This window comes from Sphingomonas hankookensis (genome assembly GCF_028551275.1).
In the GTDB taxonomy this organism is placed as follows: domain Bacteria; phylum Pseudomonadota; class Alphaproteobacteria; order Sphingomonadales; family Sphingomonadaceae; genus Sphingomonas; species Sphingomonas hankookensis_A.
In genome coordinates, this window is the sequence record NZ_CP117025.1 from 2,595,854 (window position 1) to 2,609,449 (window position 13,596).

Consider the following 13,596-nt stretch of genomic DNA (forward strand, 5'->3'; position numbering starts at 1 on the left):
AACGACAAAGGGCGGCAATCCGATTCGTTCCGCCCCGTCAGATGGCGGTACGCCCATAGTCCTGCCGGGTGACCGGATGGCTCGACGACAGCCCGCCATCGACCGCCAGCGCCTGCCCGTTGACATAGCTCGCCTCGGCCGAGCTCAGGAACAGCACGACTGCCGCCACCTCCTCCGGCTCGCCACCGCGCCGCAGCGGGTTCAGCCGCCCGATCCGTGCTTCCTTGCCCGACTGCCGCGCATGGTCGTACACCATCGCGGTCATGCCGGTCTCGACCAAGCCGGGGCATACGGCATTGACCCGCACGCCCGATCCGGACAGCTGCTGCGCGGCGGTCTGCACCAGGTTGATGACGCCCGCCTTCGACGCCGAATAGGCCGCGCCACCCGCGCCCGATCGCAGCCCGGCAACGCTGGCGGTGCACACGATCGCCCCGCCGCCGGCCGCCGCCATGATCGGCGCGGCATGGCGGATCGCCAGGAACGGGCCGATCAGATTGACCCGCAGGATTTCCGACCAGTCCTCGGCGGTCGTGTCGAACAGCCCGGCGATCCCGCCCGATATGCCGGCATTGGCATGCACCACGTCGATCTCGCCGAACGTGTCGACCGCCAGTGCGATCGCCCGCGCGACATCCGCGTCCTCCCCGGCATCCATCGCGCACGCGACCGCCCGGCCGCCCATGTCCTCGATCATCGCCGCCGTCACGTCGCCCTGCGCCACATCGGCACACACCACGCCCGCCCCTTCGCGGGCAAAGGCCAGCGCGGTCGCACGCCCGATGCCGGATCCCGCCCCGGTGACCAGCACCGACTTGCCCGCAAAGCGCATCACGCCCCCGCCTTCTTCGCGAAATCCCATGCCATTGCCGCCAGCATCGGCACCTTGGCCGCCATCGCCGCCGCCTGCGCGCTCGCGGCATTGCCGTCGCGCAGCCGCTGCTTGATGCCCTGCACGATGCCGGTCAGGCGGAACAGGTTATAGGCGAAATACCATTCCAGCTGCGGCACGTCGCGCCGCCCGGTCGCGGTGCAGTAGCGCGCCACCACCTCGTCCATCGTCGGAATGCCGCTGTCGCCGCCCGCCAGCCCCTTGATCCCCGACCGCCCATCCGGCTCGGTGCCCCAGTTCATCAGCAGATAGGTGAAATCGGCCATCGGATCGCCCAGCGTCGACAATTCCCAGTCGAGCACCGCCGCGACGCGCGGTTCGGCTTCGGCAAAGATCAGATTGTCGATCCGGTAATCGCCATGAACGATCGACACCCGCTCCTGCGCCGGTACGGTGCGCGGCAGCCAGTCGATCAGCCGTTCGACATCGGGCAGGTCGTCGGTCTGGCTCGCACGATATTGCCGGGTCCAACGCGCCACCTGCCGCTCGAAATAATTGCCCGGCTTGCCATAATCGCCCAGGCCCACCGCCACCGGATCGATCGCATGCAACGCGGCCAGCGCATCGATCATCGCCTCATAATGCCCCCGCCGCTCGACCGGGGTCATGTCCGGCATCGACCCGTCCCAGATCGTCCGCCCGGCCACCCGCTCCATCAGGTAGAAGGGCGCACCGATCACCTCCGTATCCTCGCACAGCGCGATCGGCCGCGGCACCGGAAAGCCGGTCGGATGCAGCGCCGCGATCAGCGCATATTCCCGCTCGACAGCATGGGCACTGGGCAACAGCGGTCCGAACGGCTTCCGCCGCAAGACGAACGACCCCGCTGCCATCTCGACCCGGTAGGTCGGATTGCTCTGCCCGCCCGGATAGCGCGTAACCTCGACCGGCCCCTCGCCCACCGTCGCCGCCAGCCACGGCCCCAGCCGCGCGAGATCGAGGTCAGCGTTCATCGGCCACCTTCGCGAACTCGGCACGGGCGATGGCGCGGTTGTGGACCTCGTCCGGCCCGTCGGCAAAGCGCAGCGTGCGCACCCCGGCCCATGCGGCGGCGAGCGGAAAATCCTCCGACACCCCGCCCCCGCCATGGGCCTGGATCGCATCGTCGAGAATTTGTAGCGCCATGGTCGGCGCCTGCACCTTGATCATCGCGATCTCGCCCTGCGCCGCCTTGTTACCCGCACGGTCCATCATGTCGGCCGCCTTCAGGCACAGAAGCCGCGTCATCTCGATATCGATCCGCGCGCGCGCGACCCGCTGTTCCCACACCGAATGCTCGGCGATAGCCTTGCCGAACGCCACGCGCGATTGCAGCCGCTTCGCCATCGCCGCCAGCGCCATCTCCGCCACGCCGATGGTCCGCATGCAATGATGAATGCGCCCCGGCCCCAGCCGCCCCTGCGCGATCTCGAACCCGCGCCCCTCGCCCAGCAACAGGTTCGCAGCCGGCACCCGCACCTGCTCCAGCACCACCTCGCCATGGCCGTGCGGGGCATGGTCGTACCCATAGACCGGCAGCATCCGCTCGATCCGTACCCCCGGCGTGTCCATGGGCACCAGGATCATGCTCTGCTGCTGGTGCCGCCGCGCATCCGGATCGGTCTTGCCCATTACGATCGCCACCTTGCAGCGCGGATCGCCGGTGCCCGACGACCACCATTTGCGCCCGTCGATCACATAATCATCGCCATCGCGCACGATCCGCGTCTCGATATTGGTCGCATCCGAAGACGCCACCGCCGGCTCGGTCATCAGGAAGGCGGAGCGGATCGTGCCTTCCATCAGCGGCTTGAGCCACGCTTCCTTCTGCTCGCGCGTGCCATAGCGGTGCAGCACCTCCATATTGCCGGTGTCGGGCGCGGAACAGTTGAACACCTCGCTCGCCCAATGCCATTTGCCCATCTCCTCGGCGCACAGCGCATATTCGACGTTGGACAATTGCGTCCCTTCGAACGCAAAGCTCTCATCGACCATCGGCGCGCCCGAATGCGGCGGCATGAACAGGTTCCACAGTCCGGCGGCCTTCGCCTTTTCCTTCAGCGGCTCCAGCATCGCGACCGGTGCCCAGCGATCGCCGCGCGCGACCTCGGCATGATATGCATGGTCGGCCGGGGCGACATGCTCGGCGATGAACGCCGCCACGCGGTCGCGATATTCGGTTTCGCGCGCACTGAACCGAAAGTCCAACATCCGTCTCCCATTGCAACTGTTTTGCCCGGTCTACGCCATACCGGATATTCGGTAAAGCGCAGATGACGTCGCGGTATGGTGCGATAATGGGGCTTGGGGTCCACACCCGATCTGCTAGAGATGGGACCATGACGACGACCGACGGGGCCACCAAACGCTACCGCGCCAAGCGCGACGCCATCCTTGCCGCAGCAGCCGAGGCGATCAACGAAGCGAGTGCCAAGGGCATGACCTTTGCCGATGTCGCGCGCCGCGTTGGGCTGAACACCACCAGCGTCACCTATTACTTCAAGCGCAAGGAGGACCTCGCCGCCGCCGCCTTCGACCACACGCTCGACTGGCTGCACGCGGCGCTCGACGAATCGCTGCGCCAGCCGACGCCACAGGCGCGCGTCGCCGAATTCCTGTCGATCCATTTCGACCGCCAGCGCCGGATCGAGGCGGACGAGGAACGTCCCGTCGCGATGCTGTCCGACCTGCGCGCGATGGAGGATCCGTTCAAGGCCCGGCTGCTGGCGCGCTGGCGCGACGTCTTCCGCAAGGCACGCACGTTGTGGGGGGAACCACGCGACCGCATCGCCAAGGATGTGCAGGGTGCCCGCGCGCACATGCTGCTCGAAAACTGCTTCTGGCTGACCGTCTGGATCGACCGTTACGAACCCGACCAATATGACCGGGTGGAGGCGCGGTTGATGGACGTGTTCACCCACGGCCTTGCCGGCCCCGGCCAGCGCTGGGACCCCGAACCGCTGGTGCTGGAACAGGCGGATGCGGAGCCGGCGCGCGACGCCTTTCTGCGTGCCGCCACCCGGCTCATCAACGAACTCGGCTATCGCGGCGCCTCGGTGCAGCGGATCGCGTCCGAACTGAACGTGACCAAGGGGTCGTTCTACCATCACCTCGATGCCAAGGACGATCTGGTCGCCGCCTGTTACCAGCGCAGCTTCGACACCATTTCCGCCGCGCAGCGCGCCGCCGACCGTGACGGCGGCAGCCACTGGCAACGCCTGTCCAGCACGCTGGCGACGCTGGTCGACGCGCAGTTCACCGAACAGGGGCCGCTGCTGCGCACCACCGCGCTCGCCGGCCTTCCCGTCGGCGTGCGGCAGGCGATGGTCGACCGCTCCAACCGGATCGCCCGCCGCTTTGCCGGCACGATCAGCGACGGCATCACCGAAGGATCGGTCCGTGCGGTCGACCCGCTGATCGCCGCACAGGCGCTGATGGCGTTGCAGAACGCCGCCTTCGACCTGCGCGGCTGGGCGGCGACCATGCCGCGCGACCGCGCGGTCGGCTTCTATGCCTCGACGGTGATGACCGGGCTGTTCACCGACCCGGTCGTGTAGCGATCACGCCAGCACCCCGCGATATTCCCCGCGCAGCGCGGCCTTCTTCAGCTTCCCCGTGGCGCTGTGCGGCAGCGCGTCGACGAAGATCACCCGGTCGGGCAGCCACCATTTCGCGACCTTGGTCGCCAGATGGGCCATCACCGCTTCGACCGTCACCTCCGCATCTGGCCGTTTCACCACCAGCAGCACCGGCCGTTCGTCCCAGCGCGGATGCGGCACGCCGATCGCCGCCGCCTCGGCAACACCCGGACAGCCGACCGCTGCATTCTCCAGATCGACCGAACTGATCCATTCGCCGCCCGATTTGATGACGTCCTTCGCCCGGTCGGTAATCTGCATCGTGCCGTCGGGGTGCAGCATCGCCACGTCACCGGTGTCGAACCAGCCATCCGGCGTCAGCGCGTCGCCCGCCTCGTCGCGGAAATAGCGTTTGATGACCCAGGGGCCCCGCACCTGCAACTGGCCCGACGTCTGCCCGTCGCGCGGCAGGACGTTGCCCTCCTCGTCGACGGTGCGCAGCTCGACGCCGAACGGGACCTTGCCCTGTCGGCACACCTGATCGACCCGCTGGTCGAAGCTCAGATCGTCCCAGTCCGACCCCGGCGCACCCATCGTCCCGATCGGCGATGTCTCGGTCATGCCCCATGCGTGATTGACCCGCACGCCCATCCGCATGATCCGCTCGATCATCGCGCGCGGCGCGGCCGACCCGCCGATCGTCACGACCTTCAGATGCTCGGGCGCCTGCCCCGTCGCGTCCATATATTGGAACATCGCGAACCAGACGGTCGGCACGCCTGCCGAATGCGTCACCCGCTCCCGGTTCATCAGGTCGCACAGCACGGCGGGATCGTTGACCGCCGAGAACACGATCTTCGCCCCCACCGCCGGCGCCGCAAAGGGCAGGCCCCAGCCGACCGCATGGAACATCGGCACCACCGGCAGGCAGACGGCGCGCTGCGACAGGTCGAACTCGTCGGGTTGCAGCTCGGCGATCGCGTGCAGCACGTTCGACCGGTGCGAATAGATCACGCCCTTCGGATCGCCGGTCGTGCCGCTGGTATAGCAGATCATGCAATGCTCGCGTTCGTCCCCCTCGACCCAGGCATAGTCGCCGGTTTCAGGCGCGATCAGCGCGGCAAAGCTGTCCGGCCCGTCGCCGTCCATCACGATGAAATGCTCGATACCCGACAGGCGGGGCTTCATCCGCTCGATGATCGGCGCGAACACCGCATCGTAGAACAGCACCCGATCACCGGCATGGTCGGCGATATAGGCCAGCTGGTCGTCGAACAGCCGCGGATTGATGGTATGGATGATCCCGCCCATGCCGATCACGCCGTACCACGCGATCAGGTGATGGGCGTGGTTCATCGCCATCGTCGCCACGCGGTCGCCGCGCCGGATACCCAGCCGCTCCAGCGCTTGCGCCAGCCGCCGCGCATCCCGCGCGATACCGGCCCAGTTGGTCCGCGTCTCGGTTCCGTTCGCCCAGCGGGTGACGATCTCGCGACCCCCATGCTCACGCTCGGCATGGTCGAGCAGTCGGGGTACTCGAAGTTCGAAATCCTGCATTCCGCCCAGCACGCGCACTCTCCTTCGCGAACGGGGCTGTCACGCCCCTATCCCACGGCGGCGAGCGGTGCCTTCACCGTATCGAACGCCGCCTGGGTGACACCTTGCAGCCTGCCGACCCGTTCGGCAAGCTCGCCATCGATCCGGAAATCGCGGCCCAGGCATACCCGGGCTTCGATTCCTGGCGTAGCCGGCACCGAAACCCAGATCTCGCCGCGTGCTCCCCGCTCATGCTGGACCAGCCCGGCCAGCGCCGGATAGGCGGCGGGATCGTCGATGGTGAGGTCAAGCCGCAGCCGCACGTCGCGGGCGATAACGTCGAACGGCTTCAACGACTTGACCGTCGCCCGCGCACTCTCGTCACCCGCCCGCCGGTCGAGTTCCAGCGTGAACAGCCCGCACCCGCCGACCTTGCCCGCCGCCTCCAGATCGTTCGCCGGCCCCTCGTCGAAACACGTCACCGGCACCTGCCCGGTCGCATCGGACAGCGTCGCCATCATGTACCGCTTGCCACGTGCCGAGGTCCGCCAGCGCGCATCCTCGACCAGCGCCGCCACCGTCGCGCCGACTCGGCCGCCTTCGGGCACATGGGTATCGGCCAGATCGGCTATCTTGCGCGCGCCATGCGCACTGGCGAGATGCGCGTAACGGTCGAGCGGATGGGCCGAGAAATAGAATCCGAACGCATCCTTCTCCGCCGCGATCGCTTGCGTGAGCGACCAATGGACGTCGGGCACGCGCATCGCGGTCTCGACGGCACCGCTCGCTTCCCCGAACAACCCGCCCTGCCCGCTCGACCGGTTCGCCTCGGTCCGCTGCGCGGTCGCCATCAGCGTATCGGCCAGCGCGTGCACGCCCGCCCGGTCGCCCTCGACGCATTCGAACGCGCCCGCCGCCGCCAGCGTCTCGATCTGCCGCTTGTTGAGCAGCTTGGGATCGACCCGCCCCGCGAAATCGTCGAGCGACTTGTACGGCCCCTTCGCCGCCCGCTCCTCGACCATCAGTTCCATCGCCCGCTCGCCGACGCCCTTCAGCGCCGACAACGCATAGCGCACCGCAAGGCCACCTTCCGGCGTCTCCTCGACCCCGAAAGTCGCATCGCTCGAATTGATGCAGGGCGGCAGGCAGTCGATGCGCAACCGCTTCATGTCATCGACGAAGATCGCCAGCTTGTCGGTCTGCGCATAATCGAACGCCATCGACGCCGCGAAGAACTCATGCGGATGATGCGCCTTCAGCCACGCCGTCTGATACGCCAGCAGCGCATAGGCCGCCGCGTGGCTCTTGTTGAACCCGTATCCTGCGAACTTGTCGATCAAGTCGAACAGCTCGTTGGCCTTCGCCTCCGGAATCCCGTTCACCTCGGCACAGCCCTTCACGAAGATGGATCGCTGCGCGTCCATCTCCGCCTTGACCTTCTTGCCCATCGCGCGCCGCAGCATGTCCGCGCCGCCCAGCGAATAGCCCGCCAGGATCTGCGCGGCCTGCATCACCTGTTCCTGATAGACGAAGATCCCGTAGGTCTCCTTCAGGATCGGTTCGAGCAGGTCGTGGGGATAGATGATCTCTTCCCGTCCGGCCTTGCGCGCGCCGAACGAGGGGATGTTGTCCATCGGCCCCGGCCGGTACAGCGACACCAGCGCGATGATGTCGCCGAAATTGGTCGGCCGCACCGCGGTCAGCGTCCGCCGCATCCCTTCCGATTCCAGCTGGAACACCCCGACCGTGTCGCCGCGCTTGAGCAGTTCGTAGGTCGCCGGATCGTCCCAGAGCAGACTGTCGAGATCGACCACGACCCCCCGCCGCGCCAGCAATTCGACCGCGAACTTCAGCACCGACAGCGTCTTGAGGCCCAGAAAGTCGAACTTCACGAGGCCCGCGCCCTCGACATATTTCATGTCGAACTGCGTCACCGGCATGTCGGACCGCGGATCGCGGTACAGCGGCACCAGTTCGCTAAGCGGCCGGTCGCCGATCACCACGCCCGCCGCGTGGGTCGAGCTGTGCCGCGGCAACCCCTCCAGCTTCATGGCGAGGTCGAGCAGGCGGCGCACATCCTCCTCCCGCTCGTACTGCTGGTTCAGCTCGGATACGCCGTTGATCGCCCGGTCCAGCGTCCACGGATCGGTCGGATGGTTCGGCACCAGCTTGGCGAGGCGATCGACCTGGCCATAGCTCATCTGCAGCACGCGGCCGGTATCCTTCAGCACCGCGCGCGCCTTCAGCTTCCCGAAGGTGATGATCTGCGCCACCTGATCGCGGCCATATTTCTGCTGGACGTAGCGGATGACCTCGCCCCGCCGGGTTTCGCAGAAGTCGATGTCGAAGTCGGGCATCGACACGCGTTCCGGGTTCAGGAAGCGTTCGAACAGCAGCCCCAGCTTGATCGGGTCGAGATCGGTGATGGTCAGCGCCCAGGCGACCGCCGAACCTGCGCCCGAACCACGGCCCGGCCCCACCGGAATATCATGGTCCTTCGCCCATTTGATGAAGTCGGCAACGATCAGGAAGTAGCCCGGAAACCCCATCTGACAGATGACGTCGAGTTCGAAATCGAGCCGGCTGAAATAGTCGGGGAAGCGCGCGACCAGCTCGTCCTCGGACAATTCCGACACCTCGCCGGTCGCCGCCGGCGTCGGCGCATCCTCCCATGGTGCGGGTGCCGCGACCGCGACCTCGGCGGTCACCATGCCCTCTTCCAGCGCGACGATCTTGCGCAGCCGGTCGACCAGCCCGGCACGCGAATCGACGCGCAGCTTCAACGCCTCGCCCTCGCGATCGCCGGCCAGGCTCGGCAGGATCGGCTTGCGCTTGGGCGCCGCCACCGCGCAACGCTGCGCCACGACCAGCGTGTTGGCCAGCGCCTCGGGCAGGTCGGCGAACATTGCCTGCATCACCGGCGCCGGCTTCAGCCACGCCTCGGGCGACGACCGCTGGCGATCCTCGCTCGCGACATAGCTTGAGGAGGCAATGCACAGCATCGCGTCATGCGCATCGTGGAAATCCGCCTCGGCAAAGCAGCACGGATTGGTCGCGACCAGCGGCAGGTCGCGGGCATAGGCGAGGTCGAGGAGGAACGGCTCCGCCCGCTGCTCGACGCCCTCGCCCCGCCGCGCCAGTTCGACATAGAGCCGGTCGCCGAACAGCGCCTGCAACCGGTCGGTATAGGCCAGGGCTTCGTCCTCGCGCCCGGCAGCGAACAGCCGCGCCAGCGCCCCGTCGCCCGCCCCGGTCAGCGCGACCAGCCCGTCGCTGCGCCCGATCAGCGCATCGATCGGCACATGCGCCGGAATCTCGACCGGCCGGTCGAGATGCGCCATCGACACCAGCGCACACAGATTGTCGTAGCCTTGGCGGTCCTGCGCGAACAGCGGCAACCAGTCGATCTCCGGCTCGACGCCCTCGACCCCGCCCGGCCGCGCAACCGCCAGCAGTGTGCCGACCACCGGCTGCACGCCCTGATCCTTGCACGCATCCGAAAACGCCATGGCTGCGTACAGCCCGTTGCGATCGGTCAGCCCGGCGGCGGGAAAGCCCAGCTTGCGTGCCTGTTTCGCGATCGCCTTGGGATCGATCGCCCCTTCAAGCATGGTGAAGGAGGAAAAGATACGAAGCGGTACGAACCCGGAATGCGCCATCCGACGGACGTAACCATCCGGGCCTGATTCGACCAGAGCGCCTCGCCCGGAACCGCGACGAACCATACCCGTTCCGATGGTATACAGGAGGAGCATGATGACCGATTTCGCCCGCGAACCCCGCAAAGCTGCCCCCGGATGGGGCTGGACGCTCGCCTATGGTGTCGTATCGGTACTGATCGGCATCCTTGCCTTCGCCGCGCCCTTCCCGGCGACGCTGGCGGCGACGATCGTGGTCGGCTTCTTCTTCCTCGTCGGCGGCATCGCCTCGCTGATCGCCGCCTTCCGCAACCGCAGCGGGCGGGGCTATGCGCTGTTCTTCGGGCTGCTGTCGGTCCTTGCCGGCGGCTATATGATCGTCCTGCCGGTCGGCGGCGCGCTGTCGCTGACGCTGATGATGATCATCTGGCTCGGCGCCCGCGGCGTCATGGAGCTGGTGATCGGCTTCCGCTTCAGGCGTTTGCGCGTACCGATGCTGCTGCTCGGCGCGCTCAATATCGTGCTGGCGATCCTGCTCTACACGACCGTGCCTTGGTCGGCATTGACCCTGCCCGGCTATATCCTCGGCGCCAGCTTCCTGTTCGGCGGCATCGTCGCAATCCTCGGCGCGCTCTCCGACCGGCGCGAGGCATAACGACGCCCCCTCGCCCACCCGTCACCCTCGGCGAACCCGGGGGCGAACCTGTCGAGCTGGGGACGTCCCCTCACTCACACGTCACCCCGGGCCCGACCCGGGGTCCCGCTTCCTCTCCTGCAACGGTAGGAACAGGCGGCACCGGGATGCACGGCGAAACCACTAGGGAAGTCCCCAATCCGCACCCCGGCGAAGGCCGGGGCCCAGTTGGGAAACGCCAGTACCGTACGGCAAAGCCTTCCCAACTGGACCCCGGCCGCCGCCGAGGTACGCTGGCCGTTAGGGGATTGGGCGACGCAAGTCCTCTTCGACCACGGGTCAGCGAGCGAGCCTATCCCAACGTCGCGACGACCGCCCCGAACATCGTGCTGGCGATCCCGCTCTACACGACGGTGCCATGGTCGGCACTGACCCTGCCCTGCTATATCCTCGACGCCAGCTTCCTGTTCGGCGGCATCGTCGCGATCCTCGGCGCGCTATCCGACCGGCGCGACCAGGCGGCGTAACGATAAGCCGCCCCTACACACCGTACCCCCGCGCAGGCGGGGGTCCAGGGCCAAGTAACGAGCGTTAGCGTCTGGAACCCTGGACTCCCGCCTGCGCGGGAGTACCGAAACGGCAAGCCTACCCCAACGCCGCGACAACCGCCCCTTCCAGTTCCTCCGGCTTCGTCGTCGGCGCGAACCGCGTAACGCTTCCATCCCGCCCGACCAGAAACTTGGTGAAGTTCCACTTCACCGCCTCGCTGCCCAGCACGCCCGGCGCCGCCTTCTTGAGCGCCCGGAACAGCGGCGCCGCATCGGCCCCGTTCACATCGACCTTCGCGAACACCGGAAAGCTGACATCATAGGTCAGCGAGCAAAACGAAGCGATCTCCGCCGCATCGCCCGGCTCCTGCCCGCCGAACTGGTTGCAGGGAAACCCCAGCACCGCAAAGCCCTGCGGACCGAATTGGCGATGCAGCGCCTCCAGCCCGACATATTGCGGCGTGAACCCGCATTTCGACGCGACGTTGACGATCAACAACACCTGCCCGCGATAGTCCGCCAGCGTCGTGTCCGCCCCATCGGCGGTCCGCACCGGCAGGCCGTACAGGTCGCTCATCGCAGCACCCCGTCGTGCAGCCGCACCACCCGGTCCATCCGCGCGGCAAGCCGTTCGTTATGCGTCGCGACCAAAGCCGCCGACCCTTGCCCCCGCACCAGCCGCAGGAACTCGGCGAACACCACATCGGCGGTCGCCTCGTCCAGATTGCCGGTCGGCTCGTCCGCCAGCACCAGCGCCGGCCGGTTGGACAGCGCGCGCGCCACCGCGACCCGCTGTTGCTCGCCGCCCGACAACTGGCTCGGCCGATGGTGCAGCCGCTTCGACAGGCCCAGCGCGGTGAGCAATTCGGTCGCCCGCGCATCCGCCTCGCCCCGCTCGGCGCCACGCACCAGCTGCGGCAGCACGACATTCTCCAGCGCGTTGAAATCGGGCAGCAGATGGTGGAACTGATAGATGAAGCCCATCCGGTCGCGCCGCACCTCGGTCCGCCGGTTGGCCCCCGCCTTCGCGACCTGTTCGCCGCAGACCAGAATCTCGCCCTCGAACCCGCCTTCCAGCAGGCCGACCGCCTGCAACAGCGTCGACTTGCCCGACCCCGACGGCCCCAGCAGCGCGACGATCTCACCCGGCGCGACGGTCAGCTCGACCCCGCGCAGCACGTCGATCGTCGCATCGCCCTGGGTAAAGCTGCGGCGCAGGTTGCGGGTTTCTAGAACCGGCTCAGTCATAACGCAGCACCTGTACGGGATCGGTATTGGCCGCCTTGAACGCCGGATACAGCGTGGCGAGGAACGAAAAGAGCAACGCGACCAGCGCGATGGTGACGATCTCGACCGGATCGACCTTCGACGGCAATTCGGTCAGGTAGCGCATCGTCGGGTCCCAGATGTCGATGCCCGTCAGCGCGCCGATCCCGCCGACGATCTGCTGCCGGAACGCCAGGAACACGAAACCGAGGATCAGCCCCGCCCCCACGCCCAGCGCGCCGATGGTGGTGCCGACCGTCATGAAGATGCGCAGCAAACCGCCGCGGGTCGCCCCCATCGTGCGCAGGATCGCGATGTCGCGCGTCTTGGCGCGCACCAGCATGATCAGCGACGACAGGATGTTGAACACCGCGATCAGGATCAGGATCGACAGCACGGTGAACGTCACGATCCGGTCGACCGCCAGCGCCTGGAACAGCTCGCCGTTGAGCTGCCGCCAGTCGACGATCTGCGCGCTCGCCACGAACTTGCGCGCCAGCGGGGCGACGATCTGCTCCACCTTGTCGGGATCGGTCGTCTCCAGCTCGATCGACCCGACCGTGTCGCCGCTCAGCAGCAGCGTCTGTGCATCCTCGATCGGCATGATGACATAGGCCTTGTCGAGGTCGTACACCCCGACCTCGATGATTGCGGCGATGCGGTACGGCACCTGCCGGATCATCGTGCCGAACGGGGTGGTCGGCCCCTGCGGGCTGATGATCGTCAGCTCGCTGCCAACGGTGACGCCCAGCGCCTGTGCCAGCCGGCTGCCGATCACCACATTGCCGCTGCCCGGGGTGATCGACCGCAGCGACCCCAGCTTCACATTGTCGCGGATCGTCGGGTTGTCGCGAATATCCTCGATCCGCATGCCGCGCATCAGGATGAATTCGGACCGGCCGTTATAGGTCGCGAACAGCGGCTGTTCGATCAGCGGCGTCGCGCTCGTCACGCCCGGCGTCCGCCGCGCCTCCGCCGCGATGGTCCGCCAGTCGGGCAGCTGGTTGTTATACCCCTGGATCAGCGCATGGCCGTTCAGCCCGACGATCTTGTCGAACAGCTCGGCGCGAAAGCCGTTCATCACGCTCATCACGATCACGAGCGCGGCGACGCCCAGCATGACGGCGACCAGGCTGATCGAGGCGACCAGCGCGATGAACGCCTCCCCCCGACCGGGGAGCAGATAGCGGCGGGCGATCATCCGCTCGTAACGCGATAGCAGCATAGGGGCGGTCGATATCCTGACAGGCGAGCCGAAGTTGGCGCTGTAGGTAGGCGATGCCGCATCCGCAATCCATGCTGTTGCGGAATCGACACATGGTTAGCAAAACCGTAGCAAACGTGCCGCTACCCCGGTGACAGACGAACGCGGGCATCCTACGACGTCCCCACGAAGCGCAGGCAATACAGGCCACGGTTCGGGGAGGCCAACCGGCTCCGCCCTGGAAGGGGGGAAGGGGCGTAGAAGCGGTGGCAACCAAGGGGGCTGACGAGCGATCGTCACGCAGGCGGCCGGGCTGGAAAC

11 protein-coding genes are annotated in these 13,596 nt (G+C 67.3%); 3 read left to right on the forward strand and 8 right to left on the reverse strand.

The window, feature by feature from the left end; genetic code table 11:
- Positions 1 to 37 precede the first annotated feature (37 nt).
- Genes PPZ50_RS12220 through PPZ50_RS12230 form a run of 3 tightly spaced genes read right to left on the reverse strand, consistent with a single transcriptional unit; the run spans position 38 to position 3,079 of the window.
- Positions 38 to 832, reverse strand: a complete 795-nt coding sequence (locus PPZ50_RS12220) for an SDR family NAD(P)-dependent oxidoreductase (protein WP_232307887.1) — start codon at positions 830 to 832, stop codon at positions 38 to 40.
- Complete coding sequence (locus tag PPZ50_RS12225) at positions 832 to 1,845, reverse strand: phosphotransferase family protein (RefSeq protein ID WP_066689118.1); 1,014 nt, start codon at positions 1,843 to 1,845, stop codon at positions 832 to 834. The genes PPZ50_RS12220 and PPZ50_RS12225 overlap by 1 nt, the downstream gene beginning before the upstream one ends.
- On the reverse strand, positions 1,835 to 3,079 hold the full coding sequence (locus tag PPZ50_RS12230; protein WP_066689173.1) for an acyl-CoA dehydrogenase family protein: 1,245 nt from the start codon (positions 3,077 to 3,079) through the stop codon (positions 1,835 to 1,837). The genes PPZ50_RS12225 and PPZ50_RS12230 overlap by 11 nt, the downstream gene beginning before the upstream one ends.
- A 131-nt stretch (positions 3,080 to 3,210) precedes the next feature.
- Here PPZ50_RS12230 and PPZ50_RS12235 point away from each other — a divergent pair, with 131 nt between their 5' ends.
- Positions 3,211 to 4,428 (forward strand): TetR/AcrR family transcriptional regulator, encoded by a 1,218-nt coding sequence (locus PPZ50_RS12235; protein ID WP_084401380.1) that lies wholly within the window; start codon positions 3,211 to 3,213, stop codon positions 4,426 to 4,428.
- A 3-nt stretch (positions 4,429 to 4,431) separates the two neighbouring features.
- Here PPZ50_RS12235 and PPZ50_RS12240 read toward each other — a convergent pair whose 3' ends face one another.
- Entirely contained in the window at positions 4,432 to 6,006 is a 1,575-nt protein-coding gene (locus PPZ50_RS12240) for a long-chain fatty acid--CoA ligase (RefSeq protein ID WP_066689120.1), read from the reverse strand.
- A 47-nt stretch (positions 6,007 to 6,053) separates the two neighbouring features.
- Entirely contained in the window at positions 6,054 to 9,644 is a 3,591-nt protein-coding gene (gene dnaE, locus PPZ50_RS12245) for a DNA polymerase III subunit alpha (protein WP_272815307.1), read from the reverse strand.
- Positions 9,645 to 9,738: 94 nt separating this feature from the next.
- Between dnaE and PPZ50_RS12250 the strand changes: the two genes are divergently transcribed.
- Both PPZ50_RS12250 and PPZ50_RS12255 read left to right on the forward strand, forming a co-directional pair.
- Positions 9,739 to 10,278 (forward strand): HdeD family acid-resistance protein, encoded by a 540-nt coding sequence (locus PPZ50_RS12250; RefSeq protein ID WP_272815308.1) that lies wholly within the window; start codon positions 9,739 to 9,741, stop codon positions 10,276 to 10,278.
- A 287-nt stretch (positions 10,279 to 10,565) separates the two neighbouring features.
- Positions 10,566 to 10,784, forward strand: coding sequence for a hypothetical protein (locus PPZ50_RS12255; protein WP_126013317.1), 219 nt, complete (start codon positions 10,566 to 10,568; stop codon positions 10,782 to 10,784).
- A gap of 118 nt (positions 10,785 to 10,902) precedes the next feature.
- On the opposite strand, the gene PPZ50_RS12260 is transcribed toward PPZ50_RS12255, so the two are convergent.
- Genes PPZ50_RS12260 through PPZ50_RS12270 form a run of 3 tightly spaced genes read right to left on the reverse strand, consistent with a single transcriptional unit; the run spans position 10,903 to position 13,296 of the window.
- Positions 10,903 to 11,382: a glutathione peroxidase gene (locus tag PPZ50_RS12260; protein WP_066689124.1), complete on the reverse strand. Its 480-nt coding sequence runs from the start codon at positions 11,380 to 11,382 to the stop codon at positions 10,903 to 10,905.
- On the reverse strand, positions 11,379 to 12,053 hold the full coding sequence (locus tag PPZ50_RS12265; RefSeq protein WP_066689125.1) for an ABC transporter ATP-binding protein: 675 nt from the start codon (positions 12,051 to 12,053) through the stop codon (positions 11,379 to 11,381). Before PPZ50_RS12265 ends, PPZ50_RS12260 begins: the two co-directional genes overlap by 4 nt.
- Positions 12,046 to 13,296, reverse strand: coding sequence for a lipoprotein-releasing ABC transporter permease subunit (locus tag PPZ50_RS12270; protein ID WP_066689126.1), 1,251 nt, complete (start codon positions 13,294 to 13,296; stop codon positions 12,046 to 12,048). The genes PPZ50_RS12265 and PPZ50_RS12270 overlap by 8 nt, the downstream gene beginning before the upstream one ends.
- Positions 13,297 to 13,596 lie beyond the last annotated feature (300 nt).